The sequence below is a fragment of the Parabacteroides gordonii MS-1 = DSM 23371 genome, assembly GCF_000969825.1.
GTDB lineage: Bacteria > Bacteroidota > Bacteroidia > Bacteroidales > Tannerellaceae > Parabacteroides > Parabacteroides gordonii.
Genome location: NZ_KQ033919.1, coordinates 660,043 through 680,317 on the forward strand (window position 1 = coordinate 660,043; position 20,275 = coordinate 680,317).

Consider the following 20,275-nt stretch of genomic DNA (forward strand, 5'->3'; position numbering starts at 1 on the left):
TTAGTAAATGCTAAAATACTCGGCAATAGGGCCTAATGTCAACGCCGGAAAGAACGACAGGGCGGCAACGATAAAGATCACGCAGAATGTCATCACACCAAACGTCACCGTATCGGTCTTAAGCGTTCCGGCACTTTCCGGAATGAACTTCTTTTGTGCCAGCAGTCCCGCGATGGCAACCTGTCCTACGATCGGAAGGTAGCGGGAAATGATCAGCGCCAGACCGGTTGTAAAATTCCAGAACCAGGTATTATCGCCCAATCCTTCAAAGCCCGAACCGTTATTGGCTGAAGCCGATGTATATTCGTAAAGCATTTCACTGAGGCCATGGAAGCCCGGATTATTCAGCCACCCTCCTTCACTTTCCACAAAAGCGGGATGATTGACATATATATAACTGGAAATAGCGGTAAAGATCAGGATCACGAACGGGTGAGCCAGCGCCACGATCGTAGCGATCTTCATTTCACGTGCTTCCACTTTCTTTCCGAGGAATTCCGGCGTACGTCCCACCATCAACCCACTGATAAAGACTGCGATGATCAGGAAAGCATAGTAGTTCATAAATCCTACTCCTACACCGCCAAACCAGGTATTGATCTGCATATTCAGCATCTCCATCATTCCTGACAACGGCATCGTGCTATCGTGCATACCATTCACAGAGCCATTGGATGTTACCGTTGTCGTGCAACTCCAAAGTGCAGTGGCAGCCGGGCCCAGACGGGTTTCTTTTCCTTCCATCGCCCCGCAGGTTTGGTCGATCCCCATTTCCGTTATCCTGGGGTTGCCGTTCATCTCATAATATGTATTGATTGCCACGCTCGCCAGGTAAGCAAACAGCATCACACCGAAAATCGTATAGCCCAGTTTCTTACGCTTCAGGTAAAAGCCCAGTGCAAAGACCATCGCCATCGGCAGGATCAGGATAGCCCAGCATTCCACCATATTAGACAGGTAGGTCGGGTTTTCCAACGGATGCGAAGAATTCACCCCGAAATAACCACCACCGTTGGTTCCTAACTGTTTGATAGGGACGATCGCAGCCGTAGGCCCTTGCGAAACCAGTTGTTCCGTTCCTTCCATAGTCGTCACGGCCATTTTCCCGTCGAATCCCATCGGAACGCCTTGCAGGATCAGGATAAAACCGACTATCAGCGACATAGGCAACAGGATACGGGTACAACTTTTCACCAGATAATTCCAGAAGTTACCGATCGTATTCGTCGTCTTTGCCGCCATCGCCTTAAAGACTCCGGCCAGTGCCGCCATACCGGTTGCCGCCGTAATGAACTGGAACAGCATGATAACGAACAACTGTGTAAAATAGGTCAAGCCGCTTTCACCGCTATAATGTTGCAGGTTACAGTTCACCATAAAACTGATACAGGTATTGAATGCCAGATCAGGACTCTGGCTTGCGTTACCGTCGGGGTTGAGCGGCAAGTATTTCTGTGTGCAGAGCAGCACCATTCCCCAGAAAAACCAAAAAACATTGATCGTAAGAAGAGCTTTCAGGAAACTCTTCCAGTTCATTTCTTCATCCGGGTTGATCCCGCAAAGTTTGTAAATCCATTTTTCAACGGGAGCCATGAAATCCAGCCAAGTCTTCTCTTCCTTATATACTTTGGCAATGTACATCCCCAGCGGGTAGGCCAATACGACCATAAGTACGATTTGCGCAATACTACCGATTAATTCCGTATTCATCTTTTCACCTTAAATTACGATTAAAACTTTTCGGGTTTGATCAACACATACATCAGATACCCGAAGATTACTACACAGAGTATAAATAAAGCTGTAAACATCCTTTCCTCCTTCTTTTTTTAAATCTTCTCAAACCAATCTACACACTTAAAGAAAAACCAGTAGCAGGCCACTCCCACTACACATAAAAATCCAAAAGATACATAGTCATTCATAATTCAATCTTTTTTTATTGTTACTATTATTCGTTCGCCTTCTTATATTCCAAAGGCGTGCCAGAAAACAGGCAAATCATGTAACACAAAGGTTATCAATAAGATATAGTTTATCTGAAAAAATAAGCAGGAAGAAGAACCCTTCCATTTTGAAAAGGTCGGCTTATCAAAATGAAATAGCTATCTTTGTAATCAATCTGTAAAACATAGTATATACAATGAACTCACAACCTGTTTATCCCAAGAAGCAAATCATTGATTTTGAGAGTTGGGAACGAAAAGAGAATTTCAATTTCTTCCGAAACTTTGAAAATCCAAGCATATCCATCACTTCCGAGGTGGAATGTTCCGGAGCCAGACAGCGGGCGAAGGAGAACGGGCAGTCGTTCTTCCTCCATTATTTGTATGCAATCCTGCGGGCAGCCAATGAAATAAAGGAGTTACGGTTCAGGATAAATAATAGCGGGCAGATTATCTGTTATGATACTGTCGACGTTTTATGCCCGATACGTATGCACCAAAATGGAAAATTCTTTACCGTGAGAATCCCCTGGATAGAGGATTTCGATACCTTTTATAAAGAAGCGCGCCACATCATCGACACGATACCGGAAGACGGTGATCCCTACGAGCCAGAAAACATCGCAACGGAAGACAGCCGGTATAGCGTCATTCTGGTAAGTGCCACTCCCGACCTTTATTTTACCTCTATCACTTATACGCAGGAAAGAAAAAGCGGCTCCAGCTATCCGCTGCTGAATGTAGGAAAAGCAGTGACCCATGAAGGGAAGCTGGTTATCCCGGTTGCAATCTACGTACATCATGGGTTTGTGGACGGGGCACATATTGCGGAGTTTTTCCGAAAGACGGAAGAGTTCTTGAAATAAGGGAATTGAGTGGGATGGCTTATCTTTCTATAATCCAGTCTAGCAATAAAATCAAAACAGCTAATATTTGACTCTGTTTATCAAAATGTCATTTTACCCTTATCGTCAGCAGGCTGTACATACCTCTGATTAGACATATTGTTTTTTATTCAATTCTAAAGAAGATTGAAAACATCTTTATTCTGCTTTTTACAAAGCAAATACAGCTTTTATTCTATTTTGTTGATATAAAACAAACAAAGTGGTTATAAAAAGCTGTCTCCACATAAATATGTCATTTAAATTACACATACATTTTCATCTCTTCCAGAAAACAATTCTGCTAAATAACATAAATATCAAGTGATAAAATCATCCAAAAACGATCGCATTCAACCATAATTAACAAATATTTCATCTTAAATAAACCCTAACTTCATTTAAAAGAAAAATAATTTCGTTTTAAACGAAGTTCAAATTCGTTTAAAACGAGATTTAGGAACTGATATCAATGGCAATACTGTTAAATATTGTAATCATCCTTTTTCTAATTCAATCAATTCATCCAACATACCAGATACTAAAACAGCCATATAATAAACTTTATGACAGATTATCGCACTAGAATAAATCAAATTAATATTTCAATCAGAGTCTAAATATATTAGAGTCAGTAATCCTGAGCAACTGCACCAAAAACAATTGTATCAGTCATTATCAGCTTCGAAGCTCATATCTTTATAAAAAAACATCCTTTAATTCCGTCAAAGGGTAAACTAGTAAAGATATATTTTGATGAATATTCAGAAGCCTGTAATGAATAGTCTTACAAACATAATATTACTGTCATGCAATATAAAACAAGGCATGCCGTTTTTAGTATAAATATTAATGATATAATTATATGAAGAAACAATGTTTTGTGTTTAGCCTGTTGCTTGTTTTGGTTTTAGCGGCTTGTTCAAAGGATGATTTACAGTCAGCAGATAAAGTAGATCCTTCAGAACCTCAAATAACCTATTTGCCGATAGAAATCGGGGATAGTCTGATTATAAAAGGTTTTAATACTTGTTATGCTTTGAATGTCTATAAAGGAACATTACCGGAACTGGTTGTAAAGGAGTCCGGGTATGATAAATCATATCTATATTATATTCATAAAGCAATGGTAAAAGTGGAAGAAAAAGAAGATAAAATGCTTTTTCCGGTTACTGATATGAGGATGGGATATTCAACACCGGAAATGACTGATATAGGTAATTATTATTCCAGTATACAGGATCGAAATGGACGTATATTTTTGGAAATATATACTTATCTGATCCATTTGACAAAAGAACAGGGTGGGGAAGATATGGATATTTGGTATCCTTGTTCACCCCAAGAACTGGAATGGACTGCTTTTGAAATTGAGAGGAAGAACAACTAAGAAGAGACAAGGCTCCACCGGCTTTTCGGTCATCTTTACATTTAATGTAGAGGAAGAGTGAAGCTGATGGAACCTTGTTTTTTTTATTACTTTTCTATCAAGAGAAAAGTAAAGCGACTATTGTAACATCTGATAAAGTTTATCCAATTTAGGAGCCATAATAATTTCCGTCCGGCGGTTCCTGCTGCGTCCCTCAGCCGATTCGTTATCGGCAACCGGCATATATTCCCCGCGGCCGGAAGGCTGTATCTGCAATGGATTAACACCGTAATCTTTTGTCAGGATGCGGACAACCGAAGTTGCACGGATCACGCTCAAATCCCAGTTATCCTTAAACTGCGCCGTGTTGATCGGTTTACTGTCGGTATGGCCTTCGATATATACATCGATATCCGTTTGCTTGTTGAGGACTTCAGCCAATTTAGCCAATGCTTCCTTACCCCTCTTGTCTACACGTGCACTACCCGACTCGAACAATAACTTATCCGACATGGCAACATATACTTTACCATCCTTCTCGGTAATGGTCAGTTCGTCGCTGCCGAAACCCAATAATGCATCCTTTACGCTGCTTAGCAGGTTTTGAACTTTCTCATTCTGGGCATTGATCATGTCCTGCAATTCGTTGATCGTCCGTTCACGTTCGTTCAGTTCTTCCATCTTCTGGCTAAGGAGAGCGTTCAGTTTCTCTTGCTGTGTCATGTTCGAATTGAGCATTGTCTGGTAATTACGGATGTTGTTACCCATCCGAACCGTATCGCGCTGGAGAGCGGCAAGCCGTTCATTAAGTTTGTCACCGGTATCTTTACAGTCGACAAGTTGTTCCTGCAATGCATTGCCGCGGCCGATAGCTTCCAGCCGCCCGTTTTCAGCCTCTAAGTATTTCTTTTTCGTTACACATGATGTGCATATCAGCAGTGCGGAAACTGCCATGAATAAAACTTTTCTCATTTGATGCATAATTTTCGTGCAATGTAATATTTATTACACTTTACTTGTATCCGAATTAAGATATTTGCAATCAATTAAACTTTAATTAAGGCTGTATGAAGATAAAAGAGATAATAAACTCGATTCTCCCCACAAGGCGGTGGAAACTGTTCGCCATTATTGCCGGGGGAGCGATCTGCGGTTTAGGCTTTTATACATTTTATGTATCGAAGGCCTGGAGTTACTTGTCTGATGAGCCGTCTACCTGTGTGAACTGCCATATCATGGGGCCTTATTATGCCACTTGGAACCATAGTTCGCACAGCCGTAACGCCACCTGCAACGACTGCCATGTGCCGCACGAAAATGCTGCGAAGAAATGGTTCTTCAAAGGAATGGACGGTATGCGCCATGCCACTGTTTTTATGATGCGCGGCGAACCGCAGGTGATCAAGGCCATCGACGAAAGTGCCGAAGTGATTATGAACAACTGCATCCGTTGCCACACGCAACTGAATACCGAGTTTGTTAATACCGGACGGATCGACCACAATATGGCAATGGCAGGCGACGGAAAGGCTTGCTGGGATTGCCACCGCGATGTGCCTCACGGCGGTTCGAACAGCCTCTCCTCGACCCCGTCGGCCATTGTTCCTTACCCGAAAACCAATACGCCTGAATGGCTGAAAGATATGCTGAAGTAAAACGAATAAATAAAAATCAACGAATATGGAAAAGAAACTTAAATCATGGCAAGGCTGGTTATTGTTCGCCGGAACAATGGTAGTCGTTTTTGTACTGGGTGTACTGGCCGCTTCGATCAACGAACGGAGGGCGGAGATCGCCAGTGTTATGAATAATAAGAAGGTGGAAATCACAGGGATCGAGGCGGTGAACGAAAAGTTCCAGCCGAACTATCCGCGTGAATATGACACATGGACACAGACGATGGATACCAGTTTCCAAAGTAAGTACAACGGAAGCCAGGCGGTCGACGTATTGGCTGCCCGTCCCGAAATGGTGATCCTGTGGGCAGGATATGCCTTCTCTAAAGATTATTCTACTCCCCGCGGACATATGCATGCGATCGATGATATGCGTCATACTTTGCGTGTCGGTTCTCCGATGACACCCGAAGAAGGCCCTCAACCGGCTACTTGCTGGACTTGTAAAAGTCCGGATGTTCCCCGTATGATGCAGGCTGTCGGCGTGGATAATTTCTATAAGGCAAAATGGGCGGCTATGGGTGACGAGATCGTGAACCCGATCGGTTGTGCCGATTGCCACGAGCCTACTACAATGAACCTGCAGATCAGCCGTCCGGCCTTGATCGAAGCATTCCAGCGTCAGGGACGTGATATTACGAAAGCTACCCAACAGGAAATGCGTTCGTTGGTTTGTGCACAGTGCCATGTGGAATATTACTTCAAAGGGGATGGCAAATACCTGACTTTCCCGTGGGACAAAGGGTTCACCGTGGAAGATATGGAAGCTTATTATGATGAAGAAGATTTCGCAGACTATACACATAAGTTGAGCCGTACTCCGATTCTGAAAGCACAGCATCCGGATTATGAGTTGTCGATGATGGGTATCCACGCACAGCGCGGCGTATCGTGTGCCGATTGCCACATGCCTTACAAGAGCGAAGGTGGCGTGAAGTACAGCGACCACCATATTATGAGCCCGTTGGCCATGATCGACCGTACCTGTCAGGTTTGTCACCGCGAAAGTGAAGAGACTTTGCGTAACAATGTTTACGAACGTCAGAACAAAGCGAACGAAATGCGTAACCGCCTGGAAGCTGAATTGGCAAAAGCTCATATCGAAGCTAAGTTTGCATGGGATAAGGGGGCATCGGAAGATCAAATGGCTCCGGTATTGAAGTTGCTCCGTCAGGCACAGTGGCGCTGGGACTTCGGTGTTGCTTCTCACGGAGGAGCCTTCCATGCTCCGCAGGAAATACAGCGCATCCTGGGTAATGGTCTGGATAAGACGATGCAAGCTCGTTTGGCTGTATCTAAAGTGTTGGCTAAATTAGGTTACATGGATGAGGTTCCGATGCCGGATATCTCTACTAAAGATAAAGCACAGCAGTATATCGGTCTAGATATTGCATCAGAGCGCCAGGCAAAGGAAAAGTTCCTCAACACTGTCGTGCCCGAATGGATCAAAGAAGCAAAAGCGAACAAACGATTAGCTGATAAGATCTGATTATGTGGAAGCAACCGTGGGGATATACCGAAGGATGGGCGATCAGTATCGGCCTGTTCATTACCGGAGTCGTTCTGCAACTGACAACCGGGAAGGTGGATGCGACCCTTTTCCAGTATCCCCTCAACGCCTTAGCAGGTGGAGTGTATTTGTTTTTCTTGATAATGATTTATGTCGCGAGCCGTAAAGCCGTTGTCCTGCAATGGTTTTACAGCCTGACGGCGAGTATTACGTCTTTAACGGCCTGGATGGTTTTGGTTATCATCATGGGACTTACCCGGCAGATGGCTCCCTCGGCAACGGTTACTCACGGGGGACTACTGTCAGGGTTAGGTTTCATGCAAATGACGGTTTCGTGGCCATTTATGCTTTTGTTCCTTTATTTCCTTTCTGTATTGGGATTGGTTACGATCCATAAGATCAGCCGTTTCCGTCTGAAAGATATTCCTTTTATACTGAACCATGCCGGACTGTTCATCACCTTGCTGGCTGCTATTCTCGGTAATGGAGATCTGCAACGTCTTCGTATGACTGCCTCGTTGGAAGGCCCTGAATGGCGTGCAACGGATGATGCCGGTGAAATGGTAGAACTCCCGCTGGCTATCGAACTGAAATCGTTTACGATCGATGAATATCCACCCAAACTACTGGCGATAGATAATACGACCGGAAAAGCCCTACCGGAAAATAATCCTGAAAATATATTGGTAGAAACGGCTCCGTTATCAGGCAGCTTGCTCGACTGGGATATTGAAGTTACCAACTCGTTGCCGATGGCCGCTTGTGTACGTGGAACCGATACAATGAATTTTGTGGCATTCCATTCGGAAGGGGCAACAACGGCTTTGATGGTGAAAGCCCGGCATAAAACGGACGGGACAGAAAAAAGCGGCTGGGTAAGTTGTGGAAGTTTTATGTTTCCTTATGTTTCTCTGCCGTTAAGCGACTCGGTAAGCCTGGTAATGCCGGAACCCGAGCCAAAACGTTTTGCTTCTGAAGTAACGGTTTACACCAAGGAAGGGGAACGGACAGATGCGCTTATCGAAGTGAATAAGCCGCTAAGCATAGGCGGATGGAAAATCTATCAGTTAAGCTATGATGAAACAAAAGGGAAATGGAGCCGTACCAGTATCTTTGAATTGGTTAGGGATCCGTGGCTTCCGGTGGTATATGCCGGCATCCTGATGATGTTGCTCGGTTCGGTATGTCTCTTTACAAAAACGATATGATTATGGGATCGATTATGGACTGGAGTCATTTTATATATTTCGCCTTGCCTGCTGTAGCTTGCTGGGCAGTTGGGGCTGTAATGGCTTATCGTCCGAATAAATTCGGGCAGGTACTTTTGTGGACGATATTGGGATTGGCTGTTTTTATGACTTTCATAGTCGGGATGTGGTTGTCGCTCGAACGTCCTCCGCTCCGTACGATGGGGGAAACTCGTTTATGGTATTCTTTTTTCCTGCCTGTAGCCGGGATCATTACCTATGTACGCTGGCGGTATAAATGGATCTTATCTTTTAGCACGGTCTTATCGTTTGTATTTATTTGTATCAACATTTTCAAACCGGAGATACATAATAAGACATTGATGCCGGCTTTACAAAGTCCGTGGTTTGCTCCGCATGTTATCGTATATATGTTTGCTTATGCGATGCTGGGGGCAGCAGCGGTTGTTGCTGTCTATTTACTGTTCCGTTCGAGAAAGACGGCGATCGATTCGAATGTGATGAGTCTCTGTGATAACCTTGTATATGTGGGAACGGCTTTCCTTACCATCGGTATGCTCTTCGGGGCACTCTGGGCGAAAGAAGCCTGGGGGCATTACTGGGGATGGGATCCAAAAGAGACCTGGGCGGCTGCAACCTGGCTGGGTAACTTGCTGTATATTCATTTCAGGCTTCATAAGGGCATGAAATATAAGACAGCTCTTGGATTGTTAGTCTTCGCCTTTTTCCTGTTGCAGATATGTTGGTTTGGGGTAAATTACCTACCTTCGGCACAGGGAAACAGTGTACATGTCTATAATATGGAATAAAAGGAATTCTTTTTGTGTATTGTATTAGTATAGTATTGAACTTATATAACTTAAAACATAATCGATATGAAAAAACGGATGATTGTATTTTCCGGATTACTATTATTAGGTTCGGTGTGGATGAAAGCTGACGAAAACGAAGCAGCTAAAGATAAGGAGAACACATTCTCCATGAGTGCCCAGATACGTCCACGGGCGGAATACCGTAACGGAGCATCCAATCCTCGTTATGAAGGAGAAGATGCTACAGGCTTTATCAGCAATCGTGCTCGCCTGTCTATGAACTACGAACGCGATCGTTTGTCTCTCGGCCTTTCCGCTCAACATGTAGGAGTCTGGGGACAAGACCCGCAGATTGATAAGAATGGTCGTTTTATATTAAACGAAGCCTGGGCACAGCTTGATTTTGGTCATGGTATCTTTGCCAAACTAGGTCGCCAATCCCTGATCTATGATGATGAGCGTATCTTGGGTGGATTAGACTGGAATGTAGCTGGCCGTTATCATGATGCTCTAAAGCTAGGGTATGAAAACTCTCAAAACAAACTACATTTGATTTTAGCTTTTAATCAGAACAATGACAGCAGGAATGCAGGTGGAACTTATTATAACCCGGGTGCGCAACCTTATAAGAATATGCAGACACTATGGTATAAACATGTTTGCAGCAAGGCGTTCAATGCTTCTTTTATGTTCATGAATCTGGGTTTGGAAGCCGGTGATCCGGAAACACAAAAGTCCGACACTAAATATATGCAATTACTCGGTACAAACCTGTATTATGCACCAGGCGACTGGACATTTGGCGGAACTTTCTATTATGAATTCGGAAAGAACATGGCTAATCGCGATGTATCAGCTTTCCTTTGGGCTTTGAATGCTGCTTACAAGATCAATTCACAGTGGAGCATAGCTCTTGGCAGTGATTATTTGAGCGGTGCAAGTAATACAGACGGCCCAGATGCCGACTATAAGGCTTTTGATCCATTATATGGAACACATCATAAGTTTTATGGAGCGATGGACTATTATTATGCCACTCCTTTCAAAACAGGTTTTAATCCGGGATTATGGGATAATCAGGTGAAACTGGCTTATAACGCTTCATCAAAAGTAAATTTGTCATTAGCCTACCATTACTTCTCAATCACCAGCGATCTGACAGTAGATAAGAAAGATTTAGACCGTGGTTTAGGTTCTGAGATCGATCTTCAGGTTGACTGGCAGATCATGAAAGATGTTAAGTTATCCGCAGGATATTCCACCATGTTCGGAACATCGACAATGGAGGCCGTTAAAGGCGGCAGTAAAGACAGTTGGCAGGACTGGGGTTGGCTGTCGTTAAACATAAACCCGCGCATATTTATGGCGAAGTGGTGATTTGTCAGTGTCGGAAATGTTCTTAACTTTGTATAAACATTTCCGACACTAAATCGATACTGAATGGATATTACCGATATTTTTAAAATACCTCTGTTCAGGAACTTTACGCAGAAAATGCAGGAAGACTTCCTTGAAAACCTCGAGTATACAATTGAAAATCATTCAAAAGGGAAAACCATTATACATCAGGGTTCCCCTTGTCAGGCTATACATGTATTGCTGGAAGGTAAACTGAACGTAGATGTAGTCGATGTTTCCGGTGTAGAAGTCCGGGTAGAGGTGATCCAGGCTCCACGCACCTTTGCTACACCACATGTCTTTTCCGAAAAGAACCTCTTCCCTGCCACATTCTCTGTTGAAGAAGATGTCGTTCTAATGAAAATAGCGAAAGAATCCTTTTTCAAAATGATGCATTCTATGCCTTTGCTGCTTCATAACTTCTTGTGTGTAAGCACGAGCTGTAACAAATGCACCATGACTCGTCTCCGTGTGTTATCTTTCCGGGGTATCCGTAGCCGTTATATATATTATTTACTGGATCACCTGAAAGAAGGGCAGGATACAGTGGATATGGAGCATAATCAGGTGCAATTGGCAGAATATTTCGGTGTGACGCGTCCTGCACTTTCCAAAGAAATAGGCAAACTTGTTGACAGCGGCTTCATCAGTATTTCCCGTGGAAAAGTAAAGATACTAAATAAGCAAGCCTTGATCAGTCTGCTTTAAAATACACATAATAATATATAGCCCTCTTGTAGAAACGAATAATATTGTACATTTGCTGTTGTTTTTAGAAACCGGACAAGATGGGAAAAGTATTGATTATTGACGACGAGAAACAAATATTAAATTTACTGTCACGTATTATCGGATTGGAAGGCTATGAGGTCTTTCAGGCTACTTGCTGCAAAGCCGGATTGAAACAACTGGAGCAAGTAAGTCCGGAAGTCGTGCTGTGCGATGTTCGCCTGCCGGATGGAAGTGGCGTGGAGTTGGTCGCTGAACTCAAGAAACTGCGTCCGCTTTCAGAAGTGATCTTACTTACCGCACACGGGAATATCCCCGATGGCGTTCAAGCTATAAAGAACGGAGCTTTCGATTATATAACCAAGGGGGACGATAATAATAAAATCCTTCCGTTAATTGCAAAAGCAACAGAAAAAGCAACGGCGGCTTATAACCAGTTCAAAGCATCAAAGTCACCGGTAGGGCAACAATACTCTTTTCATACGATTGTAGGGAAGTCTCCGGCTATCCAGGACGCGATGGCGTTGGCACGCAAAGTCGCTCAGACGGATGTTCCGGTTTTGCTGACAGGTGAGACAGGAACGGGAAAGGAAGTCTTTGCACAATCCATCCATCAGGATAGCAGCCGGCAAGGAAAAGCTTTCGTTGCGATCAACTGTTCTTCTTTTAGCCGCGACTTGTTGGAAAGTGAAATGTTCGGTCATAAGGCAGGAGCCTTTACCGGTGCCCTGAAAGAAACAAAAGGTTTATTTGAAGAGGCGAACAATGGTACGATCTTCCTGGACGAGATTGGCGAAATGGCTTTCGACTTACAGGCAAAACTGCTTCGTATACTTGAAACGGGAGAGTTCATCAAGATAGGCGATACCCGTCCTATCAAAGTAAATGTGCGTATCATTGCAGCAACAAACCGTGATCTGTCGAAGGAAATAGCCGAAGGACATTTCCGTGAAGATTTATTCTACCGCTTGTCGGTGTTTCAAATCCACCTGCCGCCGCTACGCGAACGCATCGAAGATATTCCGCTTCACATAAAGTCTTTTGTAGACTCTCTGTCTGCCAAGATGGGTAAGATTATTCAAACTATTTCACCTGAATATATCAATATCCTGAAACAACATGTTTGGAAAGGAAACGTGCGTGAGCTCCGCAATGTTGTTGAACGCAGCCTGATCATAGCCGATGGCAATACGCTCACTCCGGAGTCGCTCCCGTTGAACTTGCAGCATCCTGAAATGGCAAATTCCGGTTCCTATTCCGGCTTCGACTTGAGCGGAGTTGAAAAAATGCATATCCAGAAGGTACTGAAATACACGAACGGCAATAAGACCGAGACATCCCGTTTGCTGGGTATCGGCCTGACTACGTTGTATCGAAAGATAGAAGAGTATAAATTGCAGTTATAGCAATATGCTTCAGCTACAGTTTATTGTTTTGAACCATTTAATACCAGTATGATATCATGAAAAGACCTTGGGTTTTTAATCTTGTTTTTTATCTGTATTTCCTGTGTGTGTTCACTCTTCACGCACAGAGTAATATTCATTATTACTTTAAAACACTGGATATAAAAGACGGTCTCTCTCAAAATACCGTGAATACTATTTTGCAGGATAAACAAGGCTTTATGTGGTTCGGAACCAAGGACGGATTAAACCGTTTCGATGGACTATCTTTTCGTATTTTCAAAAAAGAAGAAACAGATTTAGGTAATAACTTTATAACGGCTCTCTATGAAGATAAAGCAGGTAAAATCTGGGTTGGCACTGATGCCGGCGCATTTATATACGACCCTGTATTAGAAACTTTTACCCGTTTTGATGTGGTTAGCAATACAGGGAGTGTGATTGAACGAGCTGTCACTATGATTGGGGAGGATGAGAATAATGATATATGGATATCCGTAGATTATCAGGGATTGTTCCATTATCGCCTTCAGGATAAACAACTGACTAATTATTTAGATAGAGATGAACATGGAAACAAATTAGCCAATGTAACCCGTTTTTGGTTTAATGGAAATACTTGCTGGTTTAGTCTATACGATGATAATCTATACTATACAGAAGATAACTTTAAGACCAAGCCTGTTTCTTTTAAAGATGTTGATGGCAATGAACCGTTTAAAGATGATATAATAAATACCCGGATTATAGGCTCCCACAATTGTATGTATATCGGTTCTTCCAATGGATTGACAGAAGTCAATATGACAACGCGTAAAGTTCGCCGGCTGTTGAATTATTATGTCCGTGATCTTCAGTTTAAATCAGATAAGGAACTATGGGTAGGAACAGAGTCTGGTTTATATATTTATGATTTGAGTAAAGAAAGTCATATTCATTTGACGCAGTCAAATGAATATGATCCCTATGCATTATCTGATAATGCAATTTATTCTTTGTATCGCGATAAAGAAGGAGGTATGTGGATTGGCTCTTATTTTGGAGGGGTGAATTATTATCCACGGCAATGGACTTATTTCGAAAAGTTTTATCCACGAGAAAATATTGAAAACTTTGGACGTCGTGTTCGTGAATTTTGTGAAAGCAATGATGGTACTTTATGGATCGGAACGGAAGATAAAGGTTTGTTTCATTTTGATCCCACAACAGGAGAGATAAAACGATTTCAACATCCGTTAATTTATCATAATGTACATGGTTTGTGCCTGGACAATAATTATTTGTGGGTCGGGACTTTTTCCGGAGGTTTAGTACGTATAGACTTATCCACAAAACAACTTAAACATTATCAGAAAGGTCTTGACGCTAACTCTCTGGATGCGAACAATATTTTTTCCATATACAAAACTACGACCGGAGATTTATGGATCGGTACTACATCAGGGTTATTAAAATATAATCGTGCTACAGATGATTTTACACGTATCCCGGAACTGACCAATATGTTTGTTTATAACATATTGGAAGACTTTAATGGTAATTTATGGTTAGCCACTTACTCAAATGGTGTGTTTCGCTATGATATCAATAGTAAAGAATGGAAGAACTTCGTTTACCAGCATAATGACTCAACTTCTTTACCATATGATAAGGTTATTAGTATTTATGAAGATAGCCAGAAGCGTTTATGGTTTATGACTCAAGGGGCAGGTTTTTGTCGTTTCAATCCTCAAACAGAAGATTTTACCCGTTATGATATCTCAAAAGGCTTTCCTTGTAATATTATTTATAAGATGTTGGAAGACAACCAAGGGAATTTCTGGTTAACAACAAACAACGGGTTGGTCTGTTTCAATCCGGACACTAATTATAAGCGGGTGTATACTACGGCTAATGGGTTACTCAGCAATCAGTTCAATTATCAATCGGGCTATAAAGACAAGAGAGGACATCTTTATTTTGGCAGTATAAACGGTTTTATAACATTTGATCCGGCAACATTTGTTGAAAATAGATTTATTCCTCCCGTAGTCATTACGGATTTCTTTTTATTTAATAAACGACTTCCTGTTAACAGGGATAATTCTCCATTAAAGAAAAGTATCACTTGTTCGGAAGAAATAGAGTTGGATGCTGATCAAAATTCTTTTTCTTTTCATACGGCCGCATTAAGCTATCAGGCTCCTGAAATGAATCAGCTGATTTATAAACTGGAAGGGTTTGATCAGGAATGGTATACTGTGGGACGAAATGCTTTGATTAATTATTCAAATTTACCTTATGGAACTTATCTGTTCCGTTTGAAAGGTTCAAATAGTGACGGTAAGTGGAATGAAATTGAGCGTACTTTGAAGATTCATATATGCCCTCCTTTTTATTTGTCTACCTGGGCCTATATATTGTATTTCTTATTGCTTATAATTTCCATAGTTGGGGTTATTTATTATTTCAGAAAGAGAAACAGACAAAAGCATCAACAAGCGATGGAAAAGTTTGAGCGGGAAAAAGAACGTGAATTGTACACTGCTAAAATCGACTTTTTCACAAATGTGGCACACGAGATCCGAACTCCGTTGACATTGATAAAAAGCCCACTTGAAAATGTACTGGTTTCTCAAAACGTACCGGGGGAAATACGTGATGATCTTGAAATTATGGATCTGAATACTAACCGTCTGTTAGATCTGGTCAACCAGTTGCTCGATTTCAGGAAAACAGAGACTCAAAAATTTAAGCTGAACTTTGTCAATTGTGATATTGCGGAATCTTTACAACAAATATATACACGTTTTACCCCTTTAGCCCGTCAAAAAGGATTGGAGTTCACAATTGATTATCCTAAACAATTGTACGCCTCGGTAGATCGCGAAGGTCTGACAAAGATAGTAAGCAACTTGTTTTCAAACGCTATAAAATACTCTGAGACCTATATTCATGTGAAGTTATTGCATAATACTATAGATGAAACCTTTGTATTGTCTGTTTGTAATGATGGCAATGTTATACCATTGGATATGCGGGAAAAGGTTTTTGAACCGTTTATTCAATATAAAGATGGTATGTCGAATATGGTATCAGGAACAGGTATTGGGTTGGCCCTAGCCCGTTCATTAGCAGAACTTCATGATGGAACATTATCAATGGATGATTCGGTAGAGCATAATTGCTTCCTTTTAACTTTACCCCTTAATCAGGAACATACAATCGCAGTAATGAAAAATGATCGGGAAACTCAGAATATTTTAAAAGAAGAGCCACAAACAATTCAGAAACAGAATCGCCATACCGTATTGATCGTGGAAGACAATCCGGAAATGTTATCGTTTGTAGTAAAACAATTATCTCCGGTTTATTTGGTCTTAACGGCTACAAATGGAGTAGAAGCTTTGAATGTGCTTGAAAATCACACGGTAAATCTAGTGATTTCGGATATAATGATGCCGGAAATGGACGGGTTAGAGTTGTGCGACCATATTAAGTCTGATCTGAATTACAGCCACATACCGATTATTTTATTGACAGCAAAGACTACTATGCAATCAAAAATTGATGGTTTAAAATCCGGTGCAGATGCTTATGTAGACAAACCTTTCTCAGTTGAATATCTGAAAGTGGCTATAGCAAACCTTCTTAGGAATCGTGAGAAATTGCATGCAGCCTTTGCACATTCTCCATTTGTTCAAACAAATACAATGGCTATGACAAAAGCAGATGAAACATTTCTGAAAACACTGAATGATGTTACTATGAACAATATGCAAAATCCTGATTTCAGTTTGGACGATATGGCAGGTTTGTTAAATATGAGTCGGTCAAGTTTGAATCGCAAAATAAAAGGCTTATTAGATATGACTCCGAACGACTACATTCGTTTGGAGCGATTAAAGAAAGCAGCACAATTATTAAAAGAAGGAGAATGTAAAGTAAATGAAATTTGCTATATGGTAGGCTTCAATACTCCATCCTATTTTACCAAATGTTTCCAAAAACAATTTGGTATCTTACCTAAGGATTTTGTGAAATAAGACGATCTGATCATAAAATAGAACAATAGGGTCAAACGCCTTCAGAGTATATTCTGAAGGCGTTTTTTGATTCTATTATTGTATTAATTGGAAAAATAGTTGTAGCTGTTATTGTCATATTGAAATACATTTGCGACCAAGAGTTCTAAACAAAAATAAGTAATACCGTGAAAAAAGAAAAGCCTATGACATAAGTATTGTAATCTTTGAATCTTTACATTTCATGTATGTAAAAAACACATACATATTGATTAACTGAAAAGGCGGAAGGTCGGCTTTCGCAAAGTTTAAAATCTAATTCTATAAAAAATGATTAAGAAATTATTAGTTCTGTTTTTTACTGTATTTACGGCAACAGCATTTGCCCAGAATGTAACTATTTCCGGTACAGTAGTGGATGCAGAAAAAATGCCGTTGATCGGTGTTAATGTTTTAATAAAAGGGACAACTGTCGGTACGACAACTGATTTTGATGGAAAGTTCTCTCTCTCGGGAGAAAGTGGTAATACATTAGTTTTCTCATATATAGGTATGACTTCTCAAGAGATGACGTATAAAGGAAACCCATTGTATGTAGTGATGGTGGATGACTCCAAAGCATTGGAAGAGATAGTCGTGATTGGTTATCAGACTGTGAAAAAGTCAGATTTAACAGGTGCGGTAGCTGTTGTAGACACAAAAGAAATGAAAAAAAGTGCTGCCGGAACAATCGCAAATCAGTTGCAAGGGCTGGCTACAGGTGTAAACGTCCGTAGTACCGGTAAAGCAGGTGAAGATGCTTCGATCGAAATTCGAGGCGTCGGCTCATTAAGTGACAATACCCCATTATGGGTAGTAGACGGAATGATCACTTCGCCGGGTGTGGATTTTAACCCTTCAGATATAGAATCTATTCAAATATTGAAAGATGCTTCGGCAGCAGCAATTTATGGTTCGCGTGCAGCAAACGGAGTGATCATTATCACAACAAAAAAGGGTACTAAAGGCCCGATGAAAGTGGGTCTCAGTGTAAAGGAAACATTGGAATGGAGTCCGCGCTATAATTTAATGAATGCAGCCGAATATAGGAAGTATAATGATATTGCCTATAATGAAGCAATAAAAGATGGCATTGCCAGTATTACAACAACACAACAGCATTCTGAATTTGATACAGACTGGCAAGATGAAGTATTTAAGACTGCTTTAGTACAAGATTATAATGTATCGCTTTCCGGTGGTGGAGATTCAGGTAATTATTTTGTATCTGCCGGTTATTATAATAATGACGGTGTTTCTTATGGCAATAATTTCGACAGATACAGCTTCCGTGTCAATACACAGGGTAAAAGAGGCATGTTCTCTTTTGGCGAAAATCTGGCTTATTCATTAATAAACAAAGACCCTCTACAGACAAACCCATATAATGATGTGGTTCGTATGATGCCGACAATTCCTGTATATGATGCTAACAACCCGGGAGGATATGGTTATGGAGATGCAGCAAAATATAATACTTTTGGAACAAATCCGATAGCCCGTGAAAATCTGGAGAAGATGAAAGAAAGACAAAATCGTTTAAATGGTTCTGTTTGGTTGGAATTTAAACCGTTTGATTTTCTATCTTATAAATTCAATGGTGGTATAGATTTATATTTTTATGAAAAATCATGGTTTAGGGGAGAAGGTAACTGGACTCAGAACCAGGAACACCGTGATCCGGAAAGTCAGAAGCAACGTGATAATACCTATAATATGTTGGTGGAGCATACGCTGAACTTTAATAAAGATATCAAGAAACATCATATTGATGCCGTGGTAGGTACTACCTATCAAAAAAACGAATGGGAAGGCTTATGGGCATCTCGTTTGAACTTTCCACAGTTAGGTACCGATGATTATTTGACAGTACTTAATGCCGGTCAAAGCAACCAGCAAAATACTAACAGTATCAAGAAAAGTGCAATGATCTCTTATTTAGGCCGCGTCAATTATGTATACGATAATAAATACTATGTAACGGGCACATTCCGCCGTGATGGAACATCCCGTTTATCGAAAGAAAACCGTTGGGGTAACTTCCCGTCTGTTTCTGCCGCCTGGAGAATTTCAAAAGAAAACTTTTTTAATATTTCCTGGATCAATGATTTAAAGATCAGAGGAAACTGGGGACGTCTAGGTAATTCATCTATTGGTGAATGGGATTATTTAGGAACGATCAATCAAAGTATTGTAACCTTGTTGGGAGGAACTATTGTTCCGGGAGCTGCACAAGTTAAAATCGTAAATAACAACTTGGTATGGGAAACTAAAGAAACAATGAATTACGGTTTTGATGCCGCTTTCTTAGATCAACGATTAAGTTTGAGTGCTGAATATTATGTGGCTAAAACCCATGATGTATTAACCGATATGCCAATTGCTTTGTCTACAGGTAATCAGGGAGGAGCTCCGAAAGCTAATGCAGCAAGTTTAAAAAATCAGGGATTTGAAATGACTGTCGGTTGGAGAGATCAGGTAAAAGATTTCAAATATAATGTAAATATGAATATAACAACCTTAAGCAATAAAGTCATAGATCTGGGATATGGAAAAGATGTCTATTACTCAGGTCAGGCTAAAAGCGAAATCGGCCAGTCTTTATCTATGTTCTATTTATATAAAACAGATGGCATCTTTAAAACCCAGGAACAGATTAACAATTATGTGAATTCAAAGGGTGAACCGATCATGATCAACGGCAAACGTCCTCAATTAGGTGATGTTAAATATATTGATACCGATGATAATGCCAATATCACTGCGGATGACCGTCAAATATGTGGAAGTCCATGGGCTAAAATGCAACTCTCACTCATGCTGAATGCCGAATGGAAGAATTTTGATTTTGGAATGATGTGGTATGGACAATTCGGAAACAAGATTTACAATGTTACGAAATGGCAGGGACGTTTGTTCTCCGATAACTCGAACTACATTCGTTACGACAAAGGGGAAGAACCTTATCAGGTAAATCAAGATTCAAATACACCTCGTATCATATATGGCGACCAGCGTAATTCGATGGATAGTGATCGTTTCCTTGAAAATGGTTCATTCTTCAGAATGAAAAATATTTCATTGGGATATAGTCTGCCGAAAGAGTTAGTGAACAACTTTGGTATAGATAAACTTCGCTTATATGTAGCAGGGAACAACCTGATTACTTTTACAAAATATAGCGGTTTGGATCCTGATTTTGTGAATAAGGATGTATGGAATAGAGGAACAGACAGTTTTGCATTCCCTAACACCCGTTCTGTAATGTTTGGATTGGATTTAACCTTTTAATTT

14 protein-coding genes are annotated in these 20,275 nt (G+C 41.0%); 11 read left to right on the forward strand and 3 right to left on the reverse strand.

What is annotated here, in order from left to right; genetic code table 11:
* Positions 1 to 1,710, reverse strand: coding sequence for a potassium-transporting ATPase subunit KdpA (gene kdpA / locus HMPREF1536_RS02575; protein WP_028727819.1), 1,710 nt, complete (start codon positions 1,708 to 1,710; stop codon positions 1 to 3).
* Between the two features lie 20 nt (positions 1,711 to 1,730).
* Positions 1,731 to 1,811, reverse strand: coding sequence for a potassium-transporting ATPase subunit F (locus HMPREF1536_RS28415; protein WP_081693321.1), 81 nt, complete (start codon positions 1,809 to 1,811; stop codon positions 1,731 to 1,733).
* A 332-nt stretch (positions 1,812 to 2,143) separates the two neighbouring features.
* Between HMPREF1536_RS28415 and HMPREF1536_RS02580 the strand changes: the two genes are divergently transcribed.
* Positions 2,144 to 2,812 (forward strand): CatA-like O-acetyltransferase, encoded by a 669-nt coding sequence (locus tag HMPREF1536_RS02580; RefSeq protein ID WP_028727820.1) that lies wholly within the window; start codon positions 2,144 to 2,146, stop codon positions 2,810 to 2,812.
* Positions 2,813 to 3,695: 883 nt separating this feature from the next.
* A complete protein-coding gene (locus HMPREF1536_RS02585) occupies positions 3,696 to 4,220 on the forward strand; it encodes a hypothetical protein (RefSeq protein WP_028727821.1) in 525 nt (174 codons plus the stop codon).
* Positions 4,221 to 4,337: 117 nt separating this feature from the next.
* Here HMPREF1536_RS02585 and HMPREF1536_RS02590 read toward each other — a convergent pair whose 3' ends face one another.
* Positions 4,338 to 5,171: an OmpA/MotB family protein gene (locus HMPREF1536_RS02590; RefSeq protein ID WP_028727822.1), complete on the reverse strand. Its 834-nt coding sequence runs from the start codon at positions 5,169 to 5,171 to the stop codon at positions 4,338 to 4,340.
* 95 nt (positions 5,172 to 5,266) lie between these two features.
* Here HMPREF1536_RS02590 and nrfH point away from each other — a divergent pair, with 95 nt between their 5' ends.
* The 9 genes from nrfH to HMPREF1536_RS02635 all read left to right on the forward strand — a co-directional run bounded on the left by nrfH (position 5,267) and on the right by HMPREF1536_RS02635 (position 20,272).
* Positions 5,267 to 5,854 (forward strand): cytochrome c nitrite reductase small subunit, encoded by a 588-nt coding sequence (gene nrfH, locus HMPREF1536_RS02595; protein WP_028727823.1) that lies wholly within the window; start codon positions 5,267 to 5,269, stop codon positions 5,852 to 5,854.
* 25 nt (positions 5,855 to 5,879) lie between these two features.
* Positions 5,880 to 7,364: an ammonia-forming cytochrome c nitrite reductase gene (gene nrfA, locus HMPREF1536_RS02600; RefSeq protein ID WP_028727824.1), complete on the forward strand. Its 1,485-nt coding sequence runs from the start codon at positions 5,880 to 5,882 to the stop codon at positions 7,362 to 7,364.
* Positions 7,365 to 7,366: 2 nt separating this feature from the next.
* Entirely contained in the window at positions 7,367 to 8,593 is a 1,227-nt protein-coding gene (locus HMPREF1536_RS02605; protein WP_028727825.1) for a cytochrome c biogenesis ResB family protein, read from the forward strand.
* Positions 8,594 to 8,607: 14 nt separating this feature from the next.
* Entirely contained in the window at positions 8,608 to 9,402 is a 795-nt protein-coding gene (gene ccsA / locus HMPREF1536_RS02610) for a cytochrome c biogenesis protein CcsA (protein ID WP_028727826.1), read from the forward strand.
* 66 nt (positions 9,403 to 9,468) lie between these two features.
* On the forward strand, positions 9,469 to 10,782 hold the full coding sequence (locus HMPREF1536_RS02615; RefSeq protein WP_028727827.1) for an alginate export family protein: 1,314 nt from the start codon (positions 9,469 to 9,471) through the stop codon (positions 10,780 to 10,782).
* Positions 10,783 to 10,845: 63 nt separating this feature from the next.
* Positions 10,846 to 11,511: a Crp/Fnr family transcriptional regulator gene (locus HMPREF1536_RS02620; protein ID WP_028727828.1), complete on the forward strand. Its 666-nt coding sequence runs from the start codon at positions 10,846 to 10,848 to the stop codon at positions 11,509 to 11,511.
* An 80-nt stretch (positions 11,512 to 11,591) separates the two neighbouring features.
* Complete coding sequence (locus tag HMPREF1536_RS02625) at positions 11,592 to 12,938, forward strand: sigma-54-dependent transcriptional regulator (protein ID WP_028727829.1); 1,347 nt, start codon at positions 11,592 to 11,594, stop codon at positions 12,936 to 12,938.
* 56 nt (positions 12,939 to 12,994) lie between these two features.
* Positions 12,995 to 16,963, forward strand: coding sequence for a hybrid sensor histidine kinase/response regulator transcription factor (locus HMPREF1536_RS02630; RefSeq protein WP_028727830.1), 3,969 nt, complete (start codon positions 12,995 to 12,997; stop codon positions 16,961 to 16,963).
* Positions 16,964 to 17,272: 309 nt separating this feature from the next.
* Entirely contained in the window at positions 17,273 to 20,272 is a 3,000-nt protein-coding gene (locus tag HMPREF1536_RS02635; protein ID WP_028727831.1) for a SusC/RagA family TonB-linked outer membrane protein, read from the forward strand.
* The last annotated feature ends 3 nt before the right edge of the window (positions 20,273 to 20,275 follow it).

Bases quoted from the DNA above. Each gene is read 5' to 3' on its own strand.
- kdpA (WP_028727819.1), bottom strand. From the start codon at position 1,710: ATGAATACGGAATTAATCGGTAGTATTGCGCAAATCGTACTTATGGTC.
- HMPREF1536_RS28415 (WP_081693321.1), bottom strand. From the start codon at position 1,811: ATGTTTACAGCTTTATTTATACTCTGTGTAGTAATCTTCGGGTATCTG.
- HMPREF1536_RS02580 (WP_028727820.1), top strand. From the start codon at position 2,144: ATGAACTCACAACCTGTTTATCCCAAGAAGCAAATCATTGATTTTGAG.
- HMPREF1536_RS02585 (WP_028727821.1), top strand. From the start codon at position 3,696: ATGAAGAAACAATGTTTTGTGTTTAGCCTGTTGCTTGTTTTGGTTTTA.
- HMPREF1536_RS02590 (WP_028727822.1), bottom strand. From the start codon at position 5,171: ATGAGAAAAGTTTTATTCATGGCAGTTTCCGCACTGCTGATATGCACA.
- nrfH (WP_028727823.1), top strand. From the start codon at position 5,267: ATGAAGATAAAAGAGATAATAAACTCGATTCTCCCCACAAGGCGGTGG.
- nrfA (WP_028727824.1), top strand. From the start codon at position 5,880: ATGGAAAAGAAACTTAAATCATGGCAAGGCTGGTTATTGTTCGCCGGA.
- HMPREF1536_RS02605 (WP_028727825.1), top strand. From the start codon at position 7,367: ATGTGGAAGCAACCGTGGGGATATACCGAAGGATGGGCGATCAGTATC.
- ccsA (WP_028727826.1), top strand. From the start codon at position 8,608: ATGGACTGGAGTCATTTTATATATTTCGCCTTGCCTGCTGTAGCTTGC.
- HMPREF1536_RS02615 (WP_028727827.1), top strand. From the start codon at position 9,469: ATGAAAAAACGGATGATTGTATTTTCCGGATTACTATTATTAGGTTCG.
- HMPREF1536_RS02620 (WP_028727828.1), top strand. From the start codon at position 10,846: ATGGATATTACCGATATTTTTAAAATACCTCTGTTCAGGAACTTTACG.
- HMPREF1536_RS02625 (WP_028727829.1), top strand. From the start codon at position 11,592: ATGGGAAAAGTATTGATTATTGACGACGAGAAACAAATATTAAATTTA.
- HMPREF1536_RS02630 (WP_028727830.1), top strand. From the start codon at position 12,995: ATGAAAAGACCTTGGGTTTTTAATCTTGTTTTTTATCTGTATTTCCTG.
- HMPREF1536_RS02635 (WP_028727831.1), top strand. From the start codon at position 17,273: ATGATTAAGAAATTATTAGTTCTGTTTTTTACTGTATTTACGGCAACA.